Raw genomic sequence first — 22,140 nt, forward strand, 5'->3', positions numbered from 1 at the left:
GCTGTTTAGTTGCCTTAGCTTAAAAAACACCTGCTCGCAGCAGATCATGTAAATGTACAACAGCTTTCGGTCGATTAGCATCATCAACTACCACCAGCGATGTAATACTGTATTTTTGCATTATCGCTAATGCTTCAGCAGCTAAAAGCCCCTTTTTAATAGTTTTGCAGTTTTTACTCATTACCATGGCTAATGGGGTCGTATTAATGTCAAAATTTTGCGTTAAGGTTCTTCTGACGTCTCCATCGGTATAAACACCAGCAAGATACCCATGAGCATCTGTTACACAAGTCATTCCTAATTTTTTTGCAGTGACTTCAATAAGCGCTTCACTAATGGTAGCTTGATCATTAATCAAGGGTAATTCATCCCCTTCATGCCATAGCTCATCAATGCGCAGTAATAACCGCCTACCTAAAGCTCCACCAGGATGTGCCAGGGCAAAATCTTCAGCACTAAATCCTCTTGCCTGTAATAAGGCGATAGCTAGAGCATCACCCATCACCAATGACACAGTAGTACTTGTTGTAGGCGCAAGGCCTAAGGGACAAGCCTCCTGGCCAACACTGATATCGAGATTAACATCTGCTGATTTGGCAATGGTTGATTCCGGATTTCCGGTTAAGGTAATAAGTGGAACCTCCAAACGTTTTAACAGCGGCAGCAGGGTCACGATTTCATTTGTAAAACCTGAATTGGAAATCGCAAGGACAGTGTCTTGACGTGTAATCATACCCAGGTCACCATGACTGGCTTCACCTGGGTGCATAAAAAAAGCTGGAGTACCAGTGCTTGCAAAAGTCGCAGCAATTTTGGTTCCAATATGCCCTGATTTGCCCATCCCGGTTACTACAACACGTCCTTTGCAGGCCAGTAAAAGTTCGCAAGCTGTCTCAAAACGTTGATCAATACGCTGAGTTAAATCAAATACTGCCTGTGCTTCGGTTTCAATGACTGCAAGACCTAATTTGCAAAAATTCATGTTCTTTGGTGTCATTTGAACAGGGGATAGAGTGTACCATAACTAGTAACAAAATGGGTATAATTGACTGCAGCTTATCCTGCGGTTATCGCGTTAATAATGCTTGAGATGAGCCATCGAAAGAATGCATTACGTGAAAAGTACTAACTGCCTTTTCCGTAATCCAATTGTATTTAAAAACAATTAAAAGTAAAATATATATCCACTGCTATTTATTTTGAATTTTAAATGTCTTTTATTTTTAATAATTTTCCCAACCCAAGTCTATTTTCTCAGCGACACTTTCGTATTTCTTATTCTCTTCTACCCGCAATTAGGGGCCTAATATCAAATTGTGTTCGTGACGATGCGTTAAACCTATTTAGTGTTGCCTGTGGTACTGCCCTGGAGGTCTCTACTCTTGAACTGTTGGCTCGTTCCGGGGAAAGAGAGTTTAATTATTTTGGCTGTGATATCAACAAGCGGGATTTAAGATTCAATACTCGTCTCTTGAAGAAAACAGCATCAAATGTTCATCAAACTTACATATATTCTGATATGGCTAGTGCTCCTCCAATACCATTGATTGCAGAGGCTGGTTGTATTCTTTGGCGTCACCCAGAATTTTTAAGTGACCATTCCGAAGTGCCTAAAAAATTGATTCTGGATATGTGTCAAATTCTGTGGAATATTCTAAAGAATAAAGAACAACAAGCTCCTGTCTTAATTACTTGCTATGATCCGCATGAGATGATGTTGGTTTTAGAACTTGTTCACCAATTCTGCGAAGATGATCTTAAATATAATTTAAATATTGATAAGCAAGATGGACGAGCATCTTGGCAAAACCCAATTATTGACTCTGAGGACTTAGATCCCTTATTTAATCTAAATCATCAAGATCAATGTCAATTGTTAATTACCCGGTGTCAGCCTAAAAATCTCAATGTTAATCAGACAATATTTATTACAGCATTAGCGAAGGCCTTTCAAAGTATCCTGCCAAAATTACAAAATCAACCCCCGCTTCTTTTGAAAAGTTTGAAAGAACCTACTCTCGATGTGTTGAGAGAGGGCGCTATCTATTTGAACAATCAAATTCGAGAATCGTTTAATCCTTTTGTTAAAAGAGAGGAGTTATGTTCGGTACTTATGAACTCCTATGAACAGTCAGAGCAGGCGCAGTTATTGAGTTATTAAGTAAGGGTCCCATACAGGTGCGGAAGGAATGTAGGCTTTAGTTTTAATTCGCAAAATAATACGTATCAAGTATAATTATCTTTTCCATTCATTTGCCGGTAAAAAATACATGCAAAATAATTTGGTGCAAATCACTAATCTTACCTTTTCTCGAGGTGAACGTTGTATTTTTAATGGCGTTAATATGACAATGGAGCAAGGAAAAATTACTGCTATTATGGGACCGAGTGGTAGTGGCAAAACAACGCTTCTGCGTTTAATAGGAGCTCAACTTTATCCGCAAGCAGGTACTATCTCTGTTGCTGGGAATAATATCCACGAGCTGTCTCGAAAAGAGTTGTATCTTGCACGTCGCAAAATGGGGTTGTTATTTCAAAGTAGCGCACTCTTTACCCATCTGTCAGTTTTTGATAATGTCGCCTTCCCATTGCGGGAGCACACTAATCTTAATGAAGCCATGCTTCGTGATGTCGTGTTAATGAAACTTGAGGCTGTTGGGCTGCGGGGAGCAGCGCAGTTGATGCCGGATGAGCTCTCAGGTGGGATGGCAAGACGCGTGGCTCTGGCCCGCACAATTGCACTGGATCCTGAACTAATGATGTATGATGAGCCTTTTACGGGCCAAGATCCCATTTCAATGGGAGTGCTTGTTCGTTTAATTAAGCGATTAAATCAGCTTTTACAAACAACCACGATTATTGTTTCTCATGATGTTGAAGAAACCTGTTCAATTGCTGACTACATTTATTTGATTGCCGGTGGTCTCGTCATTGGACATGGCACACCTCTTGAATTAAAAAACTCTAACCAACCTCAAGTCAGGCAATTTATGCATGGTGAAGCTGATGGTGTAGTGCCGTTTCATTATCCGGCGCGTCCTTATACAGAGGAGTTACTCGATGCTTGATAGGTTAGCTCGCGTAGGGCAGCGAGGCGTAATAAATTTGCAGACAATGGGACAGTCAGGGGTATTTTTGCTACGCATGTTTTTAAGAAACCCTGATGTTTCGAGGCTCTGGCCTGCGTTGAAAAGGCAGCTCTATTTTGTTGGTGTTTTGTCCTGCTTAATAATTGTTGTTTCAGCGTTGTTTGTTGGCATGGTTATTGGTTTACAAGGGTATCACACGCTACAAAAATTTGGCGCCAGTAGTCAGCTGGGTCAACTGTTGGCGCTAAGTATTGCCAGAGAGCTTGGTCCAGTTATAAGCGCTTTACTGTTTGCAGGGCGTGCAGGCTCAGCGTTAACGGCAGAAATTGGTTTAATGAAGGCAACTGAACAGCTGGCCAGTATGGATATGATGGGAGTAGATCCCCTAGGTAGAGTAATTTATCCTCGCTTTTTGGCAGGCTTAATTTCTTTGCCGCTTTTGGCATTAATTTTTACCGCTGTTGCCATTTATGGCGGTTATTTTGTTGGTGTGGATTGGTTAGGTATTGATGCCGGCAGTTTTTGGTCTAACATGCAAGCAGCTGTTGATTTTCGTTTAGATATTTTAAGCGGCATCATTAAAAGTGTGGTGTTTGCATTTGTAGTGGTATGGATAGCCGTATTTCAAGGGTTTAATTGTATTGCTACCGCGGAAGGTATTAGTCAGGCAACAACACGGACGGTTGTTTATTCTTCATTGGCAGTGCTGGGGCTTGACTTTATTTTGACCGCTATGATGATTGGAGGTTGGTAAATGAATAATAGGCAACGTTATATTGATATAAGCGTTGGAATTTTTATGTTGCTGGGTTTATTTGCCTTATTCGTTCTGGTAATGAAAGTGAGTGGTGTTACAACGTTAGTTTCCAATAAAGGTTATCATGTTACAGCTGAATTCACCGACATAGGTGGTTTAAAAGTGAGGGCTCCTGTTACCGTGGCTGGAGTAAAAATTGGAGAAGTAACCCACATCGAGCTGCAACCTGGGGAATTAAATGCCAGAGTAACAATGCGGTTACGCAATGATAAACCAATCCCTTATGAGGATACTTCAGCCCGTATTTTAACTGAAGGACTAATTGGTTCTAATTACATCAGCATCGTACCGGGATTTGAAGATGAGGGGCAGGAACATCCTTATTTACGTGAAGGAGATGTTATTGCTAAAACACAAGAAGCTGTTATTCTTGAAAACTTAATAGGACAACTTTTGTTCAATATCAATAAAAAATAGGGTGAATCATGAGAGCAATCAAATCATTAATAATTGTAGGCTTGTTGTCACTCAGTCAATGGTTGTGGGCTCAGTCTTCTCCTTTGCCAATGCTTGAAAATACAGCAAATCAAATTATAACGACGTTGAAAGATAACAGAGCTAATTTAAAGGGTAATCCACATATTATTCATCAAGCAGTGCAGCGCTATCTCTTGCCAAATGTAGATGTAAGTGGAATGTCACGTTCTGTATTGGGTAGACAAGCCTGGAATAAAGCGACTGCCAGCGAAAGACAGCAATTTGCACATGAGTTTACTCAGCTGGTGATTCGCACCTATGCAACTCCCCTGGCTGAATATACCGATGAAAAAGTTAAGTTTTTGCCTATCCGTGGCTCTCTGGACAATCGGTTTTTACGTGTGAACAGTGTAATTGTTCGCTCAAATGGTCAAAATATTCCTTTAAGCTACAGTTTAGTCTCCAAAAATGGAGTCTGGAAAATTTATGACTTAAGTGTGGAAGGAGTAAGTTTATTACAAAGTTTCCGTTCACAGTTTGCTGAAGCATTAAGAAATTCAAGTATGCAAGAAATTATTAGGCAACTGCGTGCTCAACCAGGAAAAAAGGCGGCTTAAGTGGAAATTAAAGCATTCAAACCGTCTTCGGAAATGATATTTTCAACCGTTCAGGCTGATCGTGAGCGATTAGTTAAATATTTTCGTGAGGCGAGAGGACAAATTATAAAATTTGATTTAAGTGAGGTAACGCATTGCGACAGTGCAGGTCTTGCTCTGTTGATTGAAGCTAAACGGCTGAGCACCCAAAAAAACAAAATTTGCCAGATTGAAGGTGTACCTAAAGCTGTTCATGCATTGGCAGAGTTTTGTGGTGTAGACGCCATACTCAATAACATGAATTAAACTCAATGTGAGAATAAGTTGTATGATTAGTAATGAGGTATTAGAAAAACGCCTTGCTGAAACAGGAGAGGTGGATTTTGCTCAAGTTGAAGGAGATGGTTACCACTATCAACTCACTATTGTTTCTGATGCATTTTTGGGGAAATCGAAGGTGGCAAGGCAGCAATGGGTTTATGGAAAACTTAAAGAGTATATTACATCCGGTAGTCTACATGCTGTAAGTATGAAGACTTTTACAAAGGAAGAGTGGGAGAACAATCGTGGATAAGTTAATTATCAATGGTGGTAAGGCTTTGCAAGGAGAAGTTACTATTTCCGGAGCAAAGAATGCAGCGTTACCTATCATGGCGGCCACACTTCTAGCGAGTGACAATGTAACCATTGCCAATGTGCCTCATCTTAAAGATGTTACCACGATGATGGAGCTCTTAGGGCAGTTGGGGGCTCAGTTGACCGTTGATGAAAAAATGAATGTACAAGTCGATGCTTCACAAGTCAATGAGTATGTAGCTCCTTATGAGTTAGTCAAAACAATGCGTGCCTCAATTTTGGTTTTGGGGCCTTTGCTAGCACGTTTCGGCCAGGCTGATGTCTCTCTGCCCGGAGGATGTGCTATTGGTACGCGACCAGTGGATTTACACCTTAAAGCATTGAAAGCAATGGGTGCTGATATCACAGTAAAAAATGGTTATATCAAAGCCCGTTGCAAAAAAGGGCGTTTGCAGGGGAAAACACTGGTATTTGATTCCGTTACGGTTACTGGCACAGAAAATGTATTAATGGCTGCTGTTCTTGCGGAAGGAAAAACTCTTATTAAAAATGCTGCGCGAGAACCAGAAGTAGTTGATTTGGCTAATTTTCTGAATCATATGGGTGCTAAAATTACTGGTGCTGGTAGTGGTACTATTGAAGTGGAAGGAGTTCCTGCTCTCTCTGGAGGCGCTTATTCAGTGATGCCAGATCGTATCGAAGCGGGTACTTATCTGACCGCAGGAGCTATAACTCGAGGTAAAGTGACTATACGCCGTGTTAAACCTGATAATTTACTGTCGATGTTGTGTAAATTTGAAGAGGCAGGAGCAGAATTATCAATTGGTGAAGATTGGGTTACTTTAAATATGCATGGACTTCGCCCGCAGGCTGTAAATATTGCAACAGCACCTTATCCAGCATTTCCCACAGACATGCAAGCGCAATTCATGGCATTAAATGCAATTGCTGATGGTACCTCCTCAGTCATTGAAAATATTTTTGAAAATCGTTTTATGCACGTACAAGAATTGCAGCGCATGGGAGCTCAAATTCAATTGAATGGGAATACTGCAATGATTAATGGGGTTGAGAAGTTAACAGGCGCCCCTGTAATGGCGACGGATTTACGTGCGTCTGCAAGCCTTATTTTGGCTGGGCTCGCCGCTGAAGGCGAAACATCGGTGGAGCGTGTTTACCATGTCGATAGAGGATATGAACGCATTGAAGAAAAACTATCCATGTTGGGTGCTGATATTAAGAGGGCCTCAGCTCGGTGATTTCACGTGATAAACTTGCCTGCTATCTGCACGAATTTTTAGGATGCAATAATTTTAATGATTATGCCCCGAATGGCGTGCAGATTGAAGGTAGGGAGTGCATTAAGCGTGTTTGTACTGCAGTCACTGCTTCTGCAGAAATAATAGAGCATGCAATTTCATTACATGCTGATGCTTTATTGGTTCATCATGGGTATTTTTGGCGAGGTGAGGAACCCATCATCACTGGCATGAAGCGACAGCGAATTGCCAAATTGCTTCGTGAAAATATTTCTCTTTTGGCCTATCACTTACCACTGGATTGTCATCCCGAAATTGGCAATAACGCTTGTTTAGCAAGGCTTTTCAATATTAAGTCCTGCAGAATGCATTTTGCTGGGAAAACGCCTAATCTTCTCTGGGCGGGTAAACTTGAGCAACCTACAACTACTGAGGAATTTTTACTGCAACTGCACGCCAAACTGGGTAGACTTCCTTTATTAATAAAAGGCTCAAGCAAGTCAATCCACTCTGTTGCCTGGTGTAGTGGTGCGGCACAGGATTTCATTGAGGAAGCTTGTAAGCTGGGAGTAGATGCTTATATTAGTGGTGAAATTTCAGAACGGACCTATTATCAAGCAAAGGAATTGGGAATTCACTACTTTGCCTGTGGTCATCATGCGACTGAACGCTATGGTATTCAGGAATTAGGGCATCACCTGGCTTCCCATTTCAAATTAGAACATCATTTTATTGATAGTGCTAATCCTGTTTAACCCCACTTTCGAGAAGGTGAATGCTCAGGGTTATATTCTTGAATTATTTGTGGATAGAAATCTTTAAAGCGTTGAACGATAGCAATTAATTTTTCATCATTAAACAAGCTCTGTAGTTCTTCACTATCAAAGTTAGTCTCTTCATTGAATACCTCACCGGCATCATTGATAGCGTTAAATAACTTCACTGCTATGTCACGACTTAGAAAAGAAGTATACTCATTATGAATATAGTTCAACACTTCCAATTTAAAGGAGCGCCTGTTCGCCACTAGATCAAAACTTAACTGATCGCAGCTGTCTACTCGCAAACTCTTATAGTGATGCATTTGTATGCTTATCGTGTAGTCTTTTCCAAGTTTATCAAGGAAAGTTTCTGCAGTTGGAAAATAGGCTTCTATTTCTGGTAGATCATTTTGACATAGATAAATTAAGATAAGGTTAAGAAGTATACAAATAGGATATATTTTGGATTATAGTAGGAGTAGAAATAAATTTGTTTGGTGCTGATGATTATTTCGCGTCCACTAGTTAGAATTTCAAATCAGCAGCTTCAATGGGTGCGATTGATTATGAGGAGAAATAATGCATTCAATAAGTGAATGGTGGATGTGGGTCGCTTTTTTTCTCTTTATCAGTTTAATGTTAGCCATTGATATATTTGTCTTTGGGGGTAAAAAGGCACATCGTGTTTCCACCAGAGAAGCGTTGACGTGGGTAATTGTCTGGGTAACTCTGGCGTTATTATTTAATCTTCTCTTGTGGCTTTATCTGTTAAATACTACGGATGCAGCTACCGCTCATCGACAAGCGTTAGAGTTTTTTACGGGCTATCTAATAGAAGAATCACTTTCAATAGACAATATGTTTATCTTTGTAATGATTTTTAAGTATTTTGCTGTACCCATGGAATATCAAAGACGCGTTTTACTGTTTGGAGTGATAGGTGCAATTGTCATGCGTCTCCTACTCATTTTATTAGGATTGTGGCTGGTTAATCAATTTCATTGGATACTGTATGTATTTGGAGCATTTTTGTTCTTTAGTGGTATTAAGCTTTTTTTTGTGGCTGAAAAAGAGCCTACGCTTGAAAAAAATTGGCTTTTATTTTGGATGCGGAAACACTTAAGAGTTACTGATAATTTTTATAAGGAGCATTTTTTTGTAAAGAAAGATAATTTACTTTATATTACGCCACTATTTTTAGTGTTAGTGCTTATTGAGGCAAGCGATTTAATTTTTGCTCTAGACAGTATTCCGGCAATTTTTGCGATTACGGATGATCCCTTTATTATATTTACTTCAAATATTTTTGCGATTTTGGGTTTACGGGCTATGTATTTTTTGCTTGCAAATATGGCAGATCGTTTTCATCTTCTGAAATATGGTATTGCACTTATTTTAACGTTTGTTGGTTTTAAAATGTTAATTGCTTATTGGATTAAATTACCTATTTTTATTTCCTTAGGATTTATCGTTGCTACTTTGATTATGAGTGTTTTGGGTAGTCTAGTAAGTAAAAAACATCGCAAAAAAATATAAGAGGTATTTTAGTGTCAGATTTTAAGCCGCAAGCATTTGCCTATGGTAAACCCAATAGTACCGGCAACATAAAATGTTCTCCTGAGGATTTTAGCGTTCATGAAATACTAGGATTTGATTTAACTGGAGAGGGTGAGCATTTATATTTGCAAATCGAAAAGAAGGGATTAAATACTGAAGAGGTGGTCAGGTCACTGGCTCGACGGTTAGTAAAATCGGAAAAAGCGATTTCCTATGCAGGCCTAAAAGATAAAGAGGCAGTAACAACCCAGTGGTTTTCAATTCATTGTCCGGGTGAAGTCATTAACGCAGAAACTTTGGAAGGCGAGGGATGGCGCGTGCTACAAGCGAAAAGGCATGCTAAAAAACTAAGAACAGGAGCTTTGGCTGCTAACCAATTTACTTTGGTTGTACGTGACCTTACTCACCTTGAAAAGGTTGAAGAGCGTCTGGAGCAAATTTCAGCCAATGGTGTGCCCAATTATTTCGGCCCTCAACGCTTTGGTTATGGTAATAATAATTTACTAAAAGCTGAACAGCTGCTGTTAGCTGGCATTCGAGTCAAAAATCGTTTTCTTCGTGGTATTTATTATTCAGCGGCTCGTGCTTTTTTATTTAATCAAATTTTGAGTGAACGCGTGCAAGCTAACACCTGGAATAAAGCAATGGCTGGAGATGTCATGCAGTTAACGGGATCCAACAGTATTTTTTCCATTGAAGAAAGTGATGCTGTTATTGAAAAAAGAGTTGCTGAGTTTGACATTTCTCCTGCGGCTCCATTATGGGGAAGAGGGGAAGAGCGACTTCAAATGCAGGCATTGGCATTGCAACAAAAAGCGTTATTGCCTTATAACTCTTGGTGTAAAGCATTGGAACAACATGGATTGGATCGTGCCTATCGCTCGTTAAGATTGGTTGTTGAGCAAATGAAATGGGACTGGCAGGGTGACAATTTACAGTTATCTTTTCAATTAACTGCAGGCAGTTATGCAACTGCTGTAATGAGAGAACTAATCGTAATGGATTAAAAATAGACTTCCTTCCATGCATGGGTTTCAATGTTAGTCAAAAATGACCCAACTTATTAGAGAGAAATTTTGTGACGATTCCTCAGATCCTGAAAGCCACATAGTTGTTTGAAGGCTCCTCAATAGCGGTTTCATTTCTAGATTCCGTGCTTTTGTGCGGTATCTAAACAGTAGCTGAGAATTTTCAGTCTCACTGGTACTGTGTGGACGCGGTTTAAATGGTTATTGAAGCGCTACTTTTATCGCAGTCTTCCACAATATTTTCTTTTTCACCCGTATAAGAAGCAAGCATAGCCAAACTGTCATCCCCATTAATCTGTATAAGTTTCCGTTCTTTCTCTGCCTGGATGGCAAATAAATTTTTCAATTCTTCCAGATAAAGCGGTTTCTTTTCTTCATCCAGTGGGACAACTGCAGTTTGCTCTCCATTAACCGTTACTTTTAGCGCACCTTCATGAATATCAAACTCAACAGGGCATAACTGATAGTTAGGAGGCATTTGAGCAGATAAAGTACTAGAATCGACAAACTTTAATTCAACGCCGTTAATAACACGATGCCCATTAGCTAATAAAATACCATTTAAATGTTCTGGATTGCTGCGACCTGAATAAAGTTGAGCAAGCAAAATTCCTGTTTTATACACTAATTTCCATCCCAGATCGGCAGATAAACCAGTGACTAATCCAAGTCCTTGTCCGGCAATATTACCCGCAGTACCTAATATCCAGGCTAAGCTTACGCCGCAGTAAGTATTTAAAATACGTCCGGCATAGGTTGGTACCAGTAATGAAACCCCTACCCCAGCGGATGGTCCCATCAGTAATACTAGTCCGCTGCCTAAAACTGCAGTCAATTTGTAGTGAACTGGCAGTAATTTAGAAGATTCGCCAACCATCTTTCCCAATAAGAAACCCATGGTATATCCTGTAAACTCTAAAGGCTTACCCATTAATGGCATCATCACTTTTGTTATCGGGAAATTTGTCAGGTATTTTTCATGTAAAGCATTACAGCTTTTCGTGACGAAATGTAAAAAATCATCCCATTGCTTTTCAGTAAATTTCTGTGAGAGCTGAGCATTAATTGCTTCGAAGCGTCCTCGCTCCAACAGGTAACGTTTTGTGGCTAATAGACAACAGGCCTTGGTTTCTTCATCCAGATAATTGGTTGAAGTAATCCCCATGGCTTCATACATCAGTTGCTCTAAAACAGCGTTTTCACCAGAACATACTGCATAAGTTTCATCAATCTGTGCTTTAACACTGAGACAAACTGTCACGAGGACACATAACGCAGTATGATATTTAGCGACAAGTTCCTTTACTGATGGCGACTCCTCAAGTGTTTTATTGATGGTATCTCCTGGTTCCATTTCATCTTTTGATAATTCGCTTTTGATAAAATGTTGTAATTTTTCCGGGGTAATTTTATCCGTTAAAAGGTCACCTTTTAATGCCTCAAGCCATTTTTCAATAAGACTAATTTGTTTGTTGCGAGCTTTAATATCTTTTGCACCAAAGAAACGACTGATGCGATAAGGTTGTTTGCTTTCATCAAGAGTAACATTAGCACGCTCCTGATAATTGATGCGTATAGTTTGTAATTTAGTGATGAATTCATCAGATAGTACGAAGAGCATGGTGCACCTCACGTCCTGTTAAAATATCGTCCTAATTTTTTATATTACGGATTCTCTGATTAAATGCAATCTTAAGTGGTTAAATTTTTACTTTACACCAGTCGTAATCGAGTTAATGCATTGCGGCACTGATATCTATTTACGTTATAAAATCGCGGAATGTGGGTGATAGTGTAAAAACAGATAGTTACGTAACAAAATATTATTGACTCTTCTAATTAACCAATTGAAAAACTGATGATATAGTGGCTTATATATTGGTAAAAAGTATTATTTTTCAGGGCTGGTATGACATCAATTAAGCATTTTATCAAGTTACTTAGACTCTCTCACTGGACTAAGGCAGCTTTTGTTTTACTTGGTGTTTTTTACGCAGGCTCCGTTGAATATCTTCCGGATGCTTTATTAGCTGCACTTGCTTTTTGTTTAATTGCAAGCGCGGTTTATATTTACAATGATTTTCAAGATCGCGAAGAAGATCGTCTGCATCCACAGAAATGTGATCGACCATTAGCATCAGGTGAAGTATCCGTAGATTTTGCCGTAGGCATGTTAGCTTTTCTTTTAATTGGAGGTTTATTATTAGGTTGGTCTATCTCAAGCAATCTGGCAGCATTACTGGGCATGTATTTATTAATAAATCTAGCCTACAATCATTTGCTAAAAAATGTACCTATTCTTGATGTATTATGTATCGCCAGTGGGTTTTTATTAAGAGTTTTAGCGGGAACTATTGGTATAGGATTACCTATTTCATGGTGGTTGGCTTTTACAGCCACTCTAATCAGTTTATTTATTGCATTATGTAAACGTCGCCTGGAAAAACAGTTGGGGCTGCATTATTCAACGCGTGCAGTTTTAAAAAAATACTCTTCTCATTTACTTGATCTTCTAATAGTGATCACTGCGATAGCAAGTTTTGCCGCCTATTTTTTTTATACCATTTACGCACGTGATGAATCATTTTATTTTCTGCTAACTCTTCCTTTCGCTGCGATAGGTATATGGCGTTTCGCTTGGCTGACTACGCGAAATCCAAAAAATGATGATCCGGTTTCACTCTTTTTTAATGATAATTTATCGCGTTTTAATTTATTTTGTTTTCTGATATTAACCTTTATTGCTCTAATTAATTAAATGATAAAAAAAGCAGGTTTATTTATCGCTTTATTTGTTGGTTTTGGCTATTTGTTGGTTTTACAAACCAAGGCAGTCTGGCCTTTCACAATTGATGATATGTATATCTCACTTCGCTATGCCAGACACTGGGTAGAAGGGCATGGTTTGCTATGGAATATTGCTGAAGAACCTGTGGAAGGTTATTCAAATTTTAGTTTTGTTGTCTTTGCAGCAATAGCCCTTCAATTAAATATTGAGCCAGTGATTGTCCTTAAAAGTTTAGGCGTGGCAGGACTTTTTTTAAGTACACTAAGCCTTTATTTTCTCTCCCGTTTTTGGTTTAAGCCATGGATTGCCTGCCTTCCCTGTGTGTGGTTATTACTTTACAAAGGAGAAATTCTTTGGAGTGTAAGTGGGTTGGAAACAACAGTGTATCAGGCACTTATCTGTTCCTCATTGTTTTTTTTATTTCGTGGGATGGGTTACCAACTATTTCCCAAGAGGCGAGGTCAGTCAAACTGGAGTTATTGGATTGTGGCCAGTATGCTATTAGCACTGGCAGGTCTCACCAGACCAGAAGCACCAGCATTAATGCTGACGTTTTATGGATTAGCTCTCTTTGATAAACCTGAAACCAATATCCGCAATTATTATTATGGGTTATTTCTGGGCGGTCTCACTCTTGCAGTGTTATTTTTATCTTATTTTTTTTGGCGATGGCAATATTATGGTCGTCTATTCCCTAATGCGGTTTATTGTAAAGGATTTAGGAGCTTCTCTTTTGTACTGAGTATGGAATACCTCAGCCTTATTTGGCCTTTTTTATTAATTGCATTGCCTGCTTTATTAAAAGCCAAAGACAAACGGTATTATTTTTTATGGTTACCTTCTCTTGTCTATTTAGTATTATTTTTCGGGGCAGATCCTGTAGTAGCTTTTGCAAATCGCTTATTTTTGCCTGTTTTTATTCTGCTTTTGCCACTTACACTGCAGGGGATGAAGTATTCTATCTCCTATTTTACTCCAGGGAACGACAACTTAGGATCCTTTTATTTAACAATGGCGGCCTTTCTTTTTGCTTTCTTGTTCATTCCGAAAATGACGCTAGCTCATTATCGATATTTCACTATAAATCCTCAGGCAGGAATTAAACTTCGGCAGGAAGTAGTTGCCTGGTTAGAGAAGTATGTTCAGCCGGATAGTCGCGTCGTTCTAGCGGATAGTGGTTTAATTCCCTATGTCAGCTCTTTAAATTTTATCGACTCCTACTGTTTAAATAATAAAAAAATGACCGCCTTATCAACGGAAAATAGGTATTTATGGCTATGTGATCAAGTGATGAAAAGTCAACCCGAAGTCATCATCTTAACCTCTTTAAAGATAGACGATAGAATCATTTATACCCCCGCCGATTTGTGTCTCAAACAAGCTTTAAAAGTAGATAAACGATATAAATTTAGAACGTATTTTAAATCCGATAGTCAAAAATCCTCCTATCGCTATGAAATCTATACCCTATTAAATTGAAGCTGTAGTAAGATAAGGCACTATTTATCTGGATTGAATCTTGCTCAGCTAAAGGATTTGTTTATATGCAGAGATTTGTTTATTTTTTTAAAAAGTTGTATAAAAAACTTCCTGTTATTGCTTTTGACATGCTGGCTATTCCACTAGCCTGGTATTTGGCATACTGGTTGCGTTATAACTTGCAGCCTTTTCCTCGCGATTTGACAAGCTCCTATTCGTTGATGTCATTGTTGATTTTGGCGTTAATCCAAACGGGATCTTATTACTATTTTAAAGTCTATCGCGGCTTGTGGTGCTTTTCTTCATTAAACGATGTGGCAAGAATTATTAAGGCCACTGCCTTTGCTACCGTTCTTTCTGTTTTGGTTCTTTATTTTACCTCTTTGCTGCAACATATTCCTCGTTCTGTATTTCCTTTATATGATTTAACGTTAATCACTTTTCTGTGTGGAGGAAGATTACTTCTGCGTTCCTATTGGGATTGGAAAGGAAAGGGGAAATCGTTAGAAAGCAAACGGGTTTTAATTATAGGTGCAGGTAGAGCTGGAGAGGGGCTGGTTCGTGACTTGAAACGTACTAAATCTTATCTTCCCATTGGTTTTATTGATGATAATTTAGGAAAAAGAGGTTTAGAGGTTCACGGCGTTCCTGTTTTAGGTACAACTCGGGATTTACTTAATTTAGTAGGTGAACATAGTATTGATCTTATTTTTATTGCTATACCTTCAGCTCGTTCAGCAGCGATGCGTCGCATAGTAAATCATTGTGAAGCGTGTAAAATTCCTTTTCGCACATTGCCTAGTCTTTCAGCATTAGCTGCAGGGCGGGTGGAAGTAGACGCATTACGAGAAGTGAATATCGAAGATCTCCTGGGAAGAGATCAGGTTCAGTTGGATTGGCAGAAAATAGCATCGAGCATTCAAGACAAACGTATTGTAGTAACAGGTGGTGGCGGTTCAATTGGTTCTGAATTGTGTCGCCAGATTATGCTGCTGCAACCTCAAAAGTTATTAATTATAGATAATTCGGAATTTAACCTCTATAAAATCGAGCTTGAGTTAAGTAAAAAATTCCCGGATATTGCGTTTGAGTTAGCATTAATTTCTGTCACCGATATAACTGCAGTGGACTTCTTGTTTCATCAATTTAAGCCTCAAATTGTTTTTCATGCGGCGGCTTATAAACATGTGCCGATGTTAGAAGAACAGGTTCGTGTTGCTGTGCAAAATAATGTAATTGGCACTCAGGTAGTTGCAGAAGCAAGTGTGGCTGTTGGTGTTGAAAAATTTATTTTAATTTCAACCGATAAAGCAGTTAATCCCACCAATGTAATGGGTACAACCAAGCGAGTGGCTGAAATTTACTGCCAAAATTTAAACGAGCGTGTCGATACACAATTTATTACTGTCCGTTTTGGTAATGTACTGGGCTCTGCAGGAAGCGTTGTTCCTTTATTCCAAAAACAAATACAAGCCGGCGGGCCCATAACAGTCACTCATCCGGATATTCAACGTTATTTTATGACTATTCCTGAAGCCTGCCAATTGATTCTGCAAGCAATGGTTAATGGCATAGGGGGTGAAATTTTCGTTCTTGATATGGGTGAACCTATTAAAATTAGCTATCTTGCTGATCAGATGATCCGTTTATCTGGCAAAGAACCCGGTAAAGATATCGCTATTGAATACACTGGATTAAGGCCAGGGGAAAAGCTCTTTGAAGAATTATTTCATGCCTCTGAACAATTGGTACAAACCTCCCACGAAAAATTGTTTAAAGCCAGATTTCGCCATTTGGAGTGGACGGAATTAACGCAAACAATTCGATTATTAAATAGGGCGTGTACAATGCATAATAATTCAGAGCTTTATATTCTATTGAAAAGTTTAGTACCTGAATTTAATTCGCAAACTGAAAGCCTCGCGATTGTGAATGCCTTGGAATAGATTACTTTCGTTTCTTGTCATAGAACAATATAAACAAGCAGGTAGCCAATGAATTTTCCCTATGCTCTTGTCGATTTAACGCATACACTGACAGCGTCAATTCCCTGTTGGGAGGGCACTTGTGGATTTCAACATCACAATGTACATGATTATGAAGCGGGTTTGGATATTTCATTTCGTGTGCAACGCCTTGATATGGATGCAGGTATAGGTACACATGTCGATGCTCCCGCTCATTGTATCAAGGGAGGTAAAACTATAGCAGACTTGGATTTAAATAAATTGCTATCTCCATGTATCGTTATTGATGTTACCGGTGTCGCGAACGCCAATTATATTGTGAGTCCTAAGGACATTTTAGCGTTTGAAGCTGCTTATAGTGAAATAACTGCGGGTTCTTTTGTTATTGTCAGAACCGGGTGGGACAAATATTGGGGTAATCCTCATAAATATCGCAATAATTATAATTTTCCCTGTATCGCGGCAGAGACTGCTGAGTTACTCTTGCAGCGTAAAATCACAGGATTGGGGATAGATACACTTTCTCCTGATAGACCCGATACAGGATACCCGGTTCATCGCATGCTTTTAGGGGCGGGAAAATACATCGTTGAAAATATAGCGAATGCAAAATCGCTCCCAGCAATAGGAAGTTATATTTTGGTTTTACCTATCAAAATAAAGGGGGGTACTGAAGCCCCTGTTCGTTTAATTGCTTTATTAAAAAAGAAATGAAAAAATTTAATGGCATATAGTCAGGGAATTCGATGAATTTTTGTCATCAGTCATTGTAAAGGAATGCTAAAATTCGTTGTTTTTGTAATTTTATAGATCAAATTGGTTTATTATTGATTAACTTGGGAAGGAGATTAATCAGGAGATAAATCATGTCCAATCCAGCCTTGTTAAAATTCATTACTACTCCACATCCCGCTTTAATCAGGCAATTAGAGCAGGCAGAACCTCATAATTTTGATGGTATTTTTATTAAGGCAGTCCCTTTGGCGGGGCAGGGCAACAAAGAGGGAGGTGGGTTTAGTGAAGGTGTTTATCTATATCAAAACGAGCAAGGGGAATATCGGGTTCTGAAAGTGCTGGCGAAGAAGCAAATGAATCTATATGGTGGTATCAACCGCAAGATAGAGTCATTTAATCAGATGTATCAGTCCATTTATAAGGGCGAATTTGCGGAATTAGCCACAGCAAAATTTTTTGGTGAGTCAGGTAGAATTATCGATATGCCGTACATTAATGGTGAAGATATTAAAATCGATACCGATTTTAATATTGTCGATGACGGCCCGCAAAAGAAATTGTATGAATTCTTTGATGAAAGTGGGTTTTTCATTACCGATTATCGAATTTCTGGCAATGTCGTTCAGGTTACAGATGATAAGGGTAAAAGCTATTTTTTAATTCGTGATGTGGATTTATTGGGACGTCGAAAAAGCTTCGAAGTGACTCCAGAATTGTTAGAAGAAGAGTTACATTCATCTTATAAAGAAGCTCACAATCATTTGGCGAAAGAAGAATATATCAAGCTAAAAACTATCCATAGCGGAGAGAGAATATTTCAAGAATCCAAAGCATTGTCGTCTACTAGAGGCCGCGTGGATTCGGATTTTTTAAAATTACAGGAAGCGCTGCTAACTGCCATGAAAGCCAATAAAATAACAGACAATGTGTATGAACGCATTGCTCAAGCAAAAGATTTCCCTGAACTTTGCGATGCTGCTTGCCAACATACAACGAAACCCTTTTTGTTCAGTGGAAGCAATTTTTTAAGTATGACCAAAACAATGGACTTGTTGCGGAAAGAGCTTAAAAAGAATGAGTATTATGGCTTAAAGTCAGATTATGATTTTAAGAATGAGAAAATGCTAAATGTTCAATTACGATCAATTGGTGCGACCTCAAAGAATATTTTAAAGAATGAGTTTGCCAAGAATCAAACACAACTAAAAACCGCCAGGGATTTTTTTAGGGAGTTGTATTACCCTGCGTTTGATGCCAAAAAACGCCAGGCAATTAAAAGCGACCTAGGAGATACACGCGCTATTTTTAATGAAAAGTCCTATATAAATGAGCTTAAGTTTAAATTGAATAATCTAAAGCAAAATGAGCAAACTCAAAACACTGAAGGGGGTGCTCAATATATTTCCAAGTTTAATAAGTAACAGGATACTCTGTAGCTACAAATGGGCAAAAGTATTAATTTTGCCCATTACCCTAGTAAATTAACAGCGTCGATGTAAGACGGGTGCATGCCTTTATGTCAGATTAAGTCAAAATTAATTCAAATTGTTGGAGTACTTAGGTTACTACTGCTTTCTGATGTGGATTTTTGATCTTTCTTATGAATGACTACAGAACCACATTCTTCTTGAATATCGTCTCGAATAACCATAGAACCATTATCTTCCTGTAGGGATGTGTTGTCCTCATTTTCCTTAGTTGTGTCAGAACTCGCCATTGCGGTAGTTCGTTTTTGATGGATACTATTATCAGAAGTTTTCTGTGAGATTTCCTTCGCAAACTTAACTTTTGGAGGTCCTTCCTGCAGTTTTTGTAGTTTTTGATACGAATCAGAAGAATTGTTATAAAAGGAGAGTAATGGTTTCAATAGCTCATGGCCATTAAATAATTGCTCCTTTGAACTGATTGAAAGGTGGTTTAAAAGAAGATTACTTACTGTAAAATCAGGATCAGTTATCCACTCTGTTAATGTGACCCTATTTGGGATAGGGCGAATATGCAGCCAAGCCAGGATTTTTTCAAAAAACCAAGCTCGTTTATGATTGTTGGAAGAAATGGTTTCTTCTAAATAATGAGAAATAATAGTCTTAAGTTCAGTAAAACTTGTTTTTAGTCGCTGTGGTTTTCTTTCAAAAGAGGAGGTCAAATATTGGTTTAAATAGTTTGCTGTGTTTTCCAACTCGCTTATATCTTCTTTTCTAAGCGTCCGCTCCTGCCATCTCTTGGCCAACTTTCGAATTCGAAGAGTTTCCAAATAAGGTTCATAATTTTTTTCGATTTGATGAATCCTTTTATTTAAGAGTATTGCAGCAATGGATTCTTCTCTTTGCTGAGCTAAAGGTTTTGCTTCTTCAATGGCTTGATAGAGCTTGGATATACGCTCTTCGTCCGTGGAGTCATCCTCTGTCAAAGATGCAAGAGTTCTAATTTTGGCAGCATATTCATAATAAGAAAGGGTATCCATTGTTTTGGTTTCAAACAGTTGCAATACAAGCTCTTCAACGTCATGGTCCAACAACTCCAGTTTTTCACCAAAAGGTTTAAGTAAATTATTGAGGGAAATTTGAGTAATAGTCTCTGACTTTATTAAATTTTCAATGGCTTGATTAATTGCGAAAGGATTACGACCGGCTCTTATTTCAAGGCTTTTTAAAAAGTCCTCAGTGGGTAGTCTTAAGATTTCAGGAATCAACATGTCTTTAAATATCGCCAAACTAATACGCTCAGTAGGTATACTTCTCGTTAATGCATCACCCAGGATAGCCAGGTTTTCAAAGATGGTGTCTTGTGTAAAATTAAATTTTGACATATTTACTTGAACAAGATGATCATGCGTGAGACCTCTTAATAAGAATGATTTTAAGGCTATTCCTACTTGAAATGACATAAAAGGCTCTGCATCCATCAGGATTCTGGATGCCCGATAGCTAATACCGGTTTGTCTGCTGTTAACAAATTTTACGAACTCTGGAGGTGAAAACCAGATGCTTGTTCGCAGGGAGCTTGCTTTGAATTTTGCATCCCTGGTGATGGCTTTGCGATCGCTTATAACAATGTGGTCGTTCTCAACTAAAAAGTTAGATAGTTTAATATCAGAATGATAAAAACCAAGTTGCATTAATTCTACGCAAAATTCGCTGATCTGAGAAAAATAACGTTGTGCTTTTTCGGCAATGACCTCCGGTTTTTCCTCTAGCTGTTTTGCAATTTGCTTTAAATTTCCTTGTTTGACAAATTGACTAATTGCCACAGGATGATAGACATAAATTCCTTCTTCATTGACTTGTTTTGTGAAAGTTGTGTAGTCATCGACAAAAAATCGTGCTATTGCATTTGATTGGAGCCATTGTTCATTAGCAGCATTATCACGAGCCTCATGACGGATGACTAATTGAAGGGGTAATTCTTCTGTTGCAGAAGAAGTGTTTCTTATAATCTCAGCAGGAGCTCTTTTAGCTTCAGCCAATGTTTGTCTCTTTTTGTTGGTCAAAAGCGTAAACAATATATTTTCATTATTGACTTGGCCTGGAAGGGATGCGAAATTATATTCTTCAAATTTGTTATTAATTTTTTCCTGCACTATATCAATAGCCGCATAAGATAACGCAAATAAATGCATTTGCTCCGTTATCCAAGGACCTAGAGTAGGCGATGTATTAATCATAATGAAAATTTGCGAGTGAAGATCTTGCAACTTTTCACTGAGATTGGCAAATTGAGCTTCACTCTTGTATTCATTTCTTAATAGTTGTTTTAAAAGCAAATAGCGTTGTTTTAAAAGTTCAAAGAGAGTCTTTCTTTCTTCACCAAAATTTTTTAGCGAATGCACCTCTTCTGTAAGATTGTGTTTAACTGCTTCAGGATGTAGCTGGCGTTGGTAAGCAGTTGCGTATTGGACAGTTTTAAGTAAAATAGAGGCATCTGCATGAACACCATAACTTTGAAGCACTTCTTTTAAATTTTTTTCTTCAGAGAGGGAGGTTCTGCCCTGATTACGCCAGGTATATATAGAGTCTGCCAAACCGCTGGCACGTGTTTTTGGTGGTTGTTGTAAAAATTCATGTTCAGAACCATCAATAACCGCTTTCGAATACATATCTATTTGTTGTAAGTACATAAGTTGGGTTAACTTATCTTCTGAACCATTAAAGCGATCAATTAAAGCTGATAATGTTAAATAATCAGCTCTTTTAGCAACAACTTCAGAAACGACAGGTTTTGAAAGCATAAAAATAATCTAACAAATAAACAATTTGTACATAATATCACTTTAGCTAAATTTGTACAATGCGTTGATAGAATGAACTTTATAAGGTTTTTGTATAAGGCTGGTTAAATTACAGGTGCTTATAGAAACATAAATTTTTTTTTGCGAAACTAACTAAAACTGGTTGCGCTTATCTTGGAGAATAAATATGAAAATAATAGTAATCGGAGCATCTGGAACAATAGGTCGAGCGGTTGTTAATGAACTACAGCTTCGCCACGAAATTATTACTGCAGGTTTTAGCACGGGCGAGATTAATGTGGATATTACTGATAAAAATTCAATCGAGATAATGTTTAAAAAAATTCAACATGTGGATGGTGTTGTCCTTGCTACAGGTAGTGTACACTTTGATGATTTTATGCAAATGCATGAAGAGGAATTTAACATAGGTCTAAAAAATAAATTAATGGGCCAAGTGAATACCGTGTTGATCGGTCGTCATTATTTGAATGATGGGGGTTCTTTTACTTTAACAAGTGGCATCTTAAGTTATGACCCTATTCGCTATGGGGTATCTGCGTCTTTGGTTAATGGTGCTTTGAATTCTTTTGTAATTGCAGCGGCGATAGAAATGCCTGGAAAACAGCGAATTAATTGTGTGAGTCCAACTGTCTTAACCGAATCAATGGACAAATATGCTCCTTATTTCCGAGGCTATGAATCGGTCAGCGCTGCACGGGTTGCTCTTGCTTACAGTAAGAGTGTAGAAGGGTTACAAACGGGACAAATATTTCACGTTCAATAAGATGATTACCCTCCAGGATAGAGAAAGCAGAAGGCAGTTTTGATTATGCTGCGCTT

At 38.4% G+C, this 22,140-nt stretch carries 21 protein-coding genes; 17 read left to right on the forward strand and 4 right to left on the reverse strand.

Features of this window, described 5'->3' with window-relative positions; all coding sequences use genetic code 11:
* Positions 1-19: 19 nt before the first annotated feature.
* A complete protein-coding gene (locus clem_RS04710; protein WP_094090565.1) occupies positions 20-982 on the reverse strand; it encodes a KpsF/GutQ family sugar-phosphate isomerase in 963 nt (320 codons plus the stop codon).
* Between the two features lie 228 nt (positions 983-1,210).
* On the opposite strand from clem_RS04710, the gene clem_RS04715 reads away from it, so the two are divergent.
* The 9 genes from clem_RS04715 (at position 1,211) to clem_RS04755 (ending at position 7,509) form a co-directional block, all read left to right on the forward strand.
* Positions 1,211-2,161 (forward strand): hypothetical protein, encoded by a 951-nt coding sequence (locus clem_RS04715; protein WP_094090566.1) that lies wholly within the window; start codon positions 1,211-1,213, stop codon positions 2,159-2,161.
* Between the two features lie 109 nt (positions 2,162-2,270).
* Positions 2,271-3,068 carry an ATP-binding cassette domain-containing protein gene (locus clem_RS04720; RefSeq protein WP_094090567.1) on the forward strand — a complete coding sequence of 266 codons (798 nt, stop codon included), beginning with the start codon at positions 2,271-2,273 and terminating at the stop codon, positions 3,066-3,068.
* A complete protein-coding gene (gene mlaE / locus clem_RS04725; protein WP_094090568.1) occupies positions 3,061-3,843 on the forward strand; it encodes a lipid asymmetry maintenance ABC transporter permease subunit MlaE in 783 nt (260 codons plus the stop codon). Before clem_RS04720 ends, mlaE begins: the two co-directional genes overlap by 8 nt.
* Entirely contained in the window at positions 3,844-4,323 is a 480-nt protein-coding gene (mlaD, locus tag clem_RS04730) for an outer membrane lipid asymmetry maintenance protein MlaD (protein ID WP_094090569.1), read from the forward strand.
* Positions 4,324-4,331: 8 nt separating this feature from the next.
* Positions 4,332-4,940, forward strand: coding sequence for an MlaC/ttg2D family ABC transporter substrate-binding protein (locus tag clem_RS04735; RefSeq protein WP_094090570.1), 609 nt, complete (start codon positions 4,332-4,334; stop codon positions 4,938-4,940).
* Positions 4,941-5,225 (forward strand): STAS domain-containing protein, encoded by a 285-nt coding sequence (locus clem_RS04740; RefSeq protein WP_094090571.1) that lies wholly within the window; start codon positions 4,941-4,943, stop codon positions 5,223-5,225. It abuts the gene before it with no gap.
* A gap of 22 nt (positions 5,226-5,247) precedes the next feature.
* A complete protein-coding gene (locus clem_RS04745; RefSeq protein WP_094090572.1) occupies positions 5,248-5,493 on the forward strand; it encodes a BolA family protein in 246 nt (81 codons plus the stop codon).
* Complete coding sequence (murA, locus tag clem_RS04750) at positions 5,486-6,754, forward strand: UDP-N-acetylglucosamine 1-carboxyvinyltransferase (protein ID WP_094090573.1); 1,269 nt, start codon at positions 5,486-5,488, stop codon at positions 6,752-6,754. The genes clem_RS04745 and murA overlap by 8 nt, the downstream gene beginning before the upstream one ends.
* A complete protein-coding gene (locus clem_RS04755) occupies positions 6,751-7,509 on the forward strand; it encodes a Nif3-like dinuclear metal center hexameric protein (RefSeq protein WP_094090574.1) in 759 nt (252 codons plus the stop codon). The genes murA and clem_RS04755 overlap by 4 nt, the downstream gene beginning before the upstream one ends.
* Here the strand turns inward: clem_RS04755 and clem_RS04760 are convergent.
* Positions 7,506-7,838 (reverse strand): hypothetical protein, encoded by a 333-nt coding sequence (locus clem_RS04760; protein ID WP_094090575.1) that lies wholly within the window; start codon positions 7,836-7,838, stop codon positions 7,506-7,508. The two genes, clem_RS04755 and clem_RS04760, sit on opposite strands and share 4 nt — an antisense overlap.
* A 256-nt stretch (positions 7,839-8,094) precedes the next feature.
* Between clem_RS04760 and clem_RS04765 the strand changes: the two genes are divergently transcribed.
* Positions 8,095-9,051 carry a TerC family protein gene (locus clem_RS04765; protein ID WP_094090576.1) on the forward strand — a complete coding sequence of 319 codons (957 nt, stop codon included), beginning with the start codon at positions 8,095-8,097 and terminating at the stop codon, positions 9,049-9,051.
* An 11-nt stretch (positions 9,052-9,062) separates the two neighbouring features.
* Entirely contained in the window at positions 9,063-10,079 is a 1,017-nt protein-coding gene (gene truD / locus clem_RS04770; RefSeq protein ID WP_094090577.1) for a tRNA pseudouridine(13) synthase TruD, read from the forward strand.
* A gap of 214 nt (positions 10,080-10,293) precedes the next feature.
* On the opposite strand, the gene clem_RS04775 is transcribed toward truD, so the two are convergent.
* A complete protein-coding gene (locus clem_RS04775) occupies positions 10,294-11,721 on the reverse strand; it encodes a hypothetical protein (protein ID WP_094090578.1) in 1,428 nt (475 codons plus the stop codon).
* A 288-nt stretch (positions 11,722-12,009) separates the two neighbouring features.
* Here clem_RS04775 and clem_RS04780 point away from each other — a divergent pair, with 288 nt between their 5' ends.
* From clem_RS04780 to clem_RS04800, 5 genes are all read left to right on the forward strand, one after another.
* Entirely contained in the window at positions 12,010-12,858 is an 849-nt protein-coding gene (locus clem_RS04780) for a decaprenyl-phosphate phosphoribosyltransferase (RefSeq protein ID WP_094090579.1), read from the forward strand.
* The gene (locus clem_RS04785; protein ID WP_094090580.1) at positions 12,859-14,367 is read left to right on the forward strand and encodes a protein LphB; all 1,509 of its coding nucleotides are present in this window, start codon (positions 12,859-12,861) and stop codon (positions 14,365-14,367) included. It abuts the gene before it with no gap.
* 65 nt (positions 14,368-14,432) lie between these two features.
* Positions 14,433-16,313 carry a polysaccharide biosynthesis protein gene (locus clem_RS04790; RefSeq protein ID WP_094090581.1) on the forward strand — a complete coding sequence of 627 codons (1,881 nt, stop codon included), beginning with the start codon at positions 14,433-14,435 and terminating at the stop codon, positions 16,311-16,313.
* Between the two features lie 48 nt (positions 16,314-16,361).
* Positions 16,362-17,048 carry a cyclase family protein gene (locus tag clem_RS04795; RefSeq protein WP_094090582.1) on the forward strand — a complete coding sequence of 229 codons (687 nt, stop codon included), beginning with the start codon at positions 16,362-16,364 and terminating at the stop codon, positions 17,046-17,048.
* A 152-nt stretch (positions 17,049-17,200) separates the two neighbouring features.
* A complete protein-coding gene (locus clem_RS04800) occupies positions 17,201-18,490 on the forward strand; it encodes a hypothetical protein (RefSeq protein WP_094090583.1) in 1,290 nt (429 codons plus the stop codon).
* A gap of 119 nt (positions 18,491-18,609) precedes the next feature.
* On the opposite strand, the gene clem_RS04805 is transcribed toward clem_RS04800, so the two are convergent.
* Positions 18,610-21,297: a hypothetical protein gene (locus clem_RS04805; protein WP_094090584.1), complete on the reverse strand. Its 2,688-nt coding sequence runs from the start codon at positions 21,295-21,297 to the stop codon at positions 18,610-18,612.
* A gap of 187 nt (positions 21,298-21,484) precedes the next feature.
* Here clem_RS04805 and clem_RS04810 point away from each other — a divergent pair, with 187 nt between their 5' ends.
* Positions 21,485-22,084, forward strand: a complete 600-nt coding sequence (locus clem_RS04810) for a short chain dehydrogenase (RefSeq protein WP_094090585.1) — start codon at positions 21,485-21,487, stop codon at positions 22,082-22,084.
* Positions 22,085-22,140: the final 56 nt, after the last annotated feature.

This window comes from Legionella clemsonensis (assembly GCF_002240035.1).
Taxonomy (GTDB): Bacteria; Pseudomonadota; Gammaproteobacteria; order Legionellales; family Legionellaceae; genus Tatlockia; species Tatlockia clemsonensis.

Bases quoted from the DNA above. Each gene is read 5' to 3' on its own strand.
- clem_RS04775 (WP_094090578.1), bottom strand. From the start codon at position 11,721: ATGCTCTTCGTACTATCTGATGAATTCATCACTAAATTACAAACTATA.
- clem_RS04735 (WP_094090570.1), top strand. From the start codon at position 4,332: ATGAGAGCAATCAAATCATTAATAATTGTAGGCTTGTTGTCACTCAGT.
- clem_RS04765 (WP_094090576.1), top strand. From the start codon at position 8,095: ATGCATTCAATAAGTGAATGGTGGATGTGGGTCGCTTTTTTTCTCTTT.
- clem_RS04795 (WP_094090582.1), top strand. From the start codon at position 16,362: ATGAATTTTCCCTATGCTCTTGTCGATTTAACGCATACACTGACAGCG.
- clem_RS04805 (WP_094090584.1), bottom strand. From the start codon at position 21,297: ATGCTTTCAAAACCTGTCGTTTCTGAAGTTGTTGCTAAAAGAGCTGAT.
- clem_RS04785 (WP_094090580.1), top strand. From the start codon at position 12,859: ATGATAAAAAAAGCAGGTTTATTTATCGCTTTATTTGTTGGTTTTGGC.
- clem_RS04760 (WP_094090575.1), bottom strand. From the start codon at position 7,838: ATGCATCACTATAAGAGTTTGCGAGTAGACAGCTGCGATCAGTTAAGT.
- clem_RS04715 (WP_094090566.1), top strand. From the start codon at position 1,211: ATGTCTTTTATTTTTAATAATTTTCCCAACCCAAGTCTATTTTCTCAG.
- clem_RS04710 (WP_094090565.1), bottom strand. From the start codon at position 982: ATGAATTTTTGCAAATTAGGTCTTGCAGTCATTGAAACCGAAGCACAG.
- clem_RS04745 (WP_094090572.1), top strand. From the start codon at position 5,248: ATGATTAGTAATGAGGTATTAGAAAAACGCCTTGCTGAAACAGGAGAG.
- clem_RS04790 (WP_094090581.1), top strand. From the start codon at position 14,433: ATGCAGAGATTTGTTTATTTTTTTAAAAAGTTGTATAAAAAACTTCCT.
- clem_RS04780 (WP_094090579.1), top strand. From the start codon at position 12,010: ATGACATCAATTAAGCATTTTATCAAGTTACTTAGACTCTCTCACTGG.
- clem_RS04720 (WP_094090567.1), top strand. From the start codon at position 2,271: ATGCAAAATAATTTGGTGCAAATCACTAATCTTACCTTTTCTCGAGGT.
- mlaD (WP_094090569.1), top strand. From the start codon at position 3,844: ATGAATAATAGGCAACGTTATATTGATATAAGCGTTGGAATTTTTATG.
- clem_RS04800 (WP_094090583.1), top strand. From the start codon at position 17,201: ATGTCCAATCCAGCCTTGTTAAAATTCATTACTACTCCACATCCCGCT.
- mlaE (WP_094090568.1), top strand. From the start codon at position 3,061: ATGCTTGATAGGTTAGCTCGCGTAGGGCAGCGAGGCGTAATAAATTTG.
- clem_RS04810 (WP_094090585.1), top strand. From the start codon at position 21,485: ATGAAAATAATAGTAATCGGAGCATCTGGAACAATAGGTCGAGCGGTT.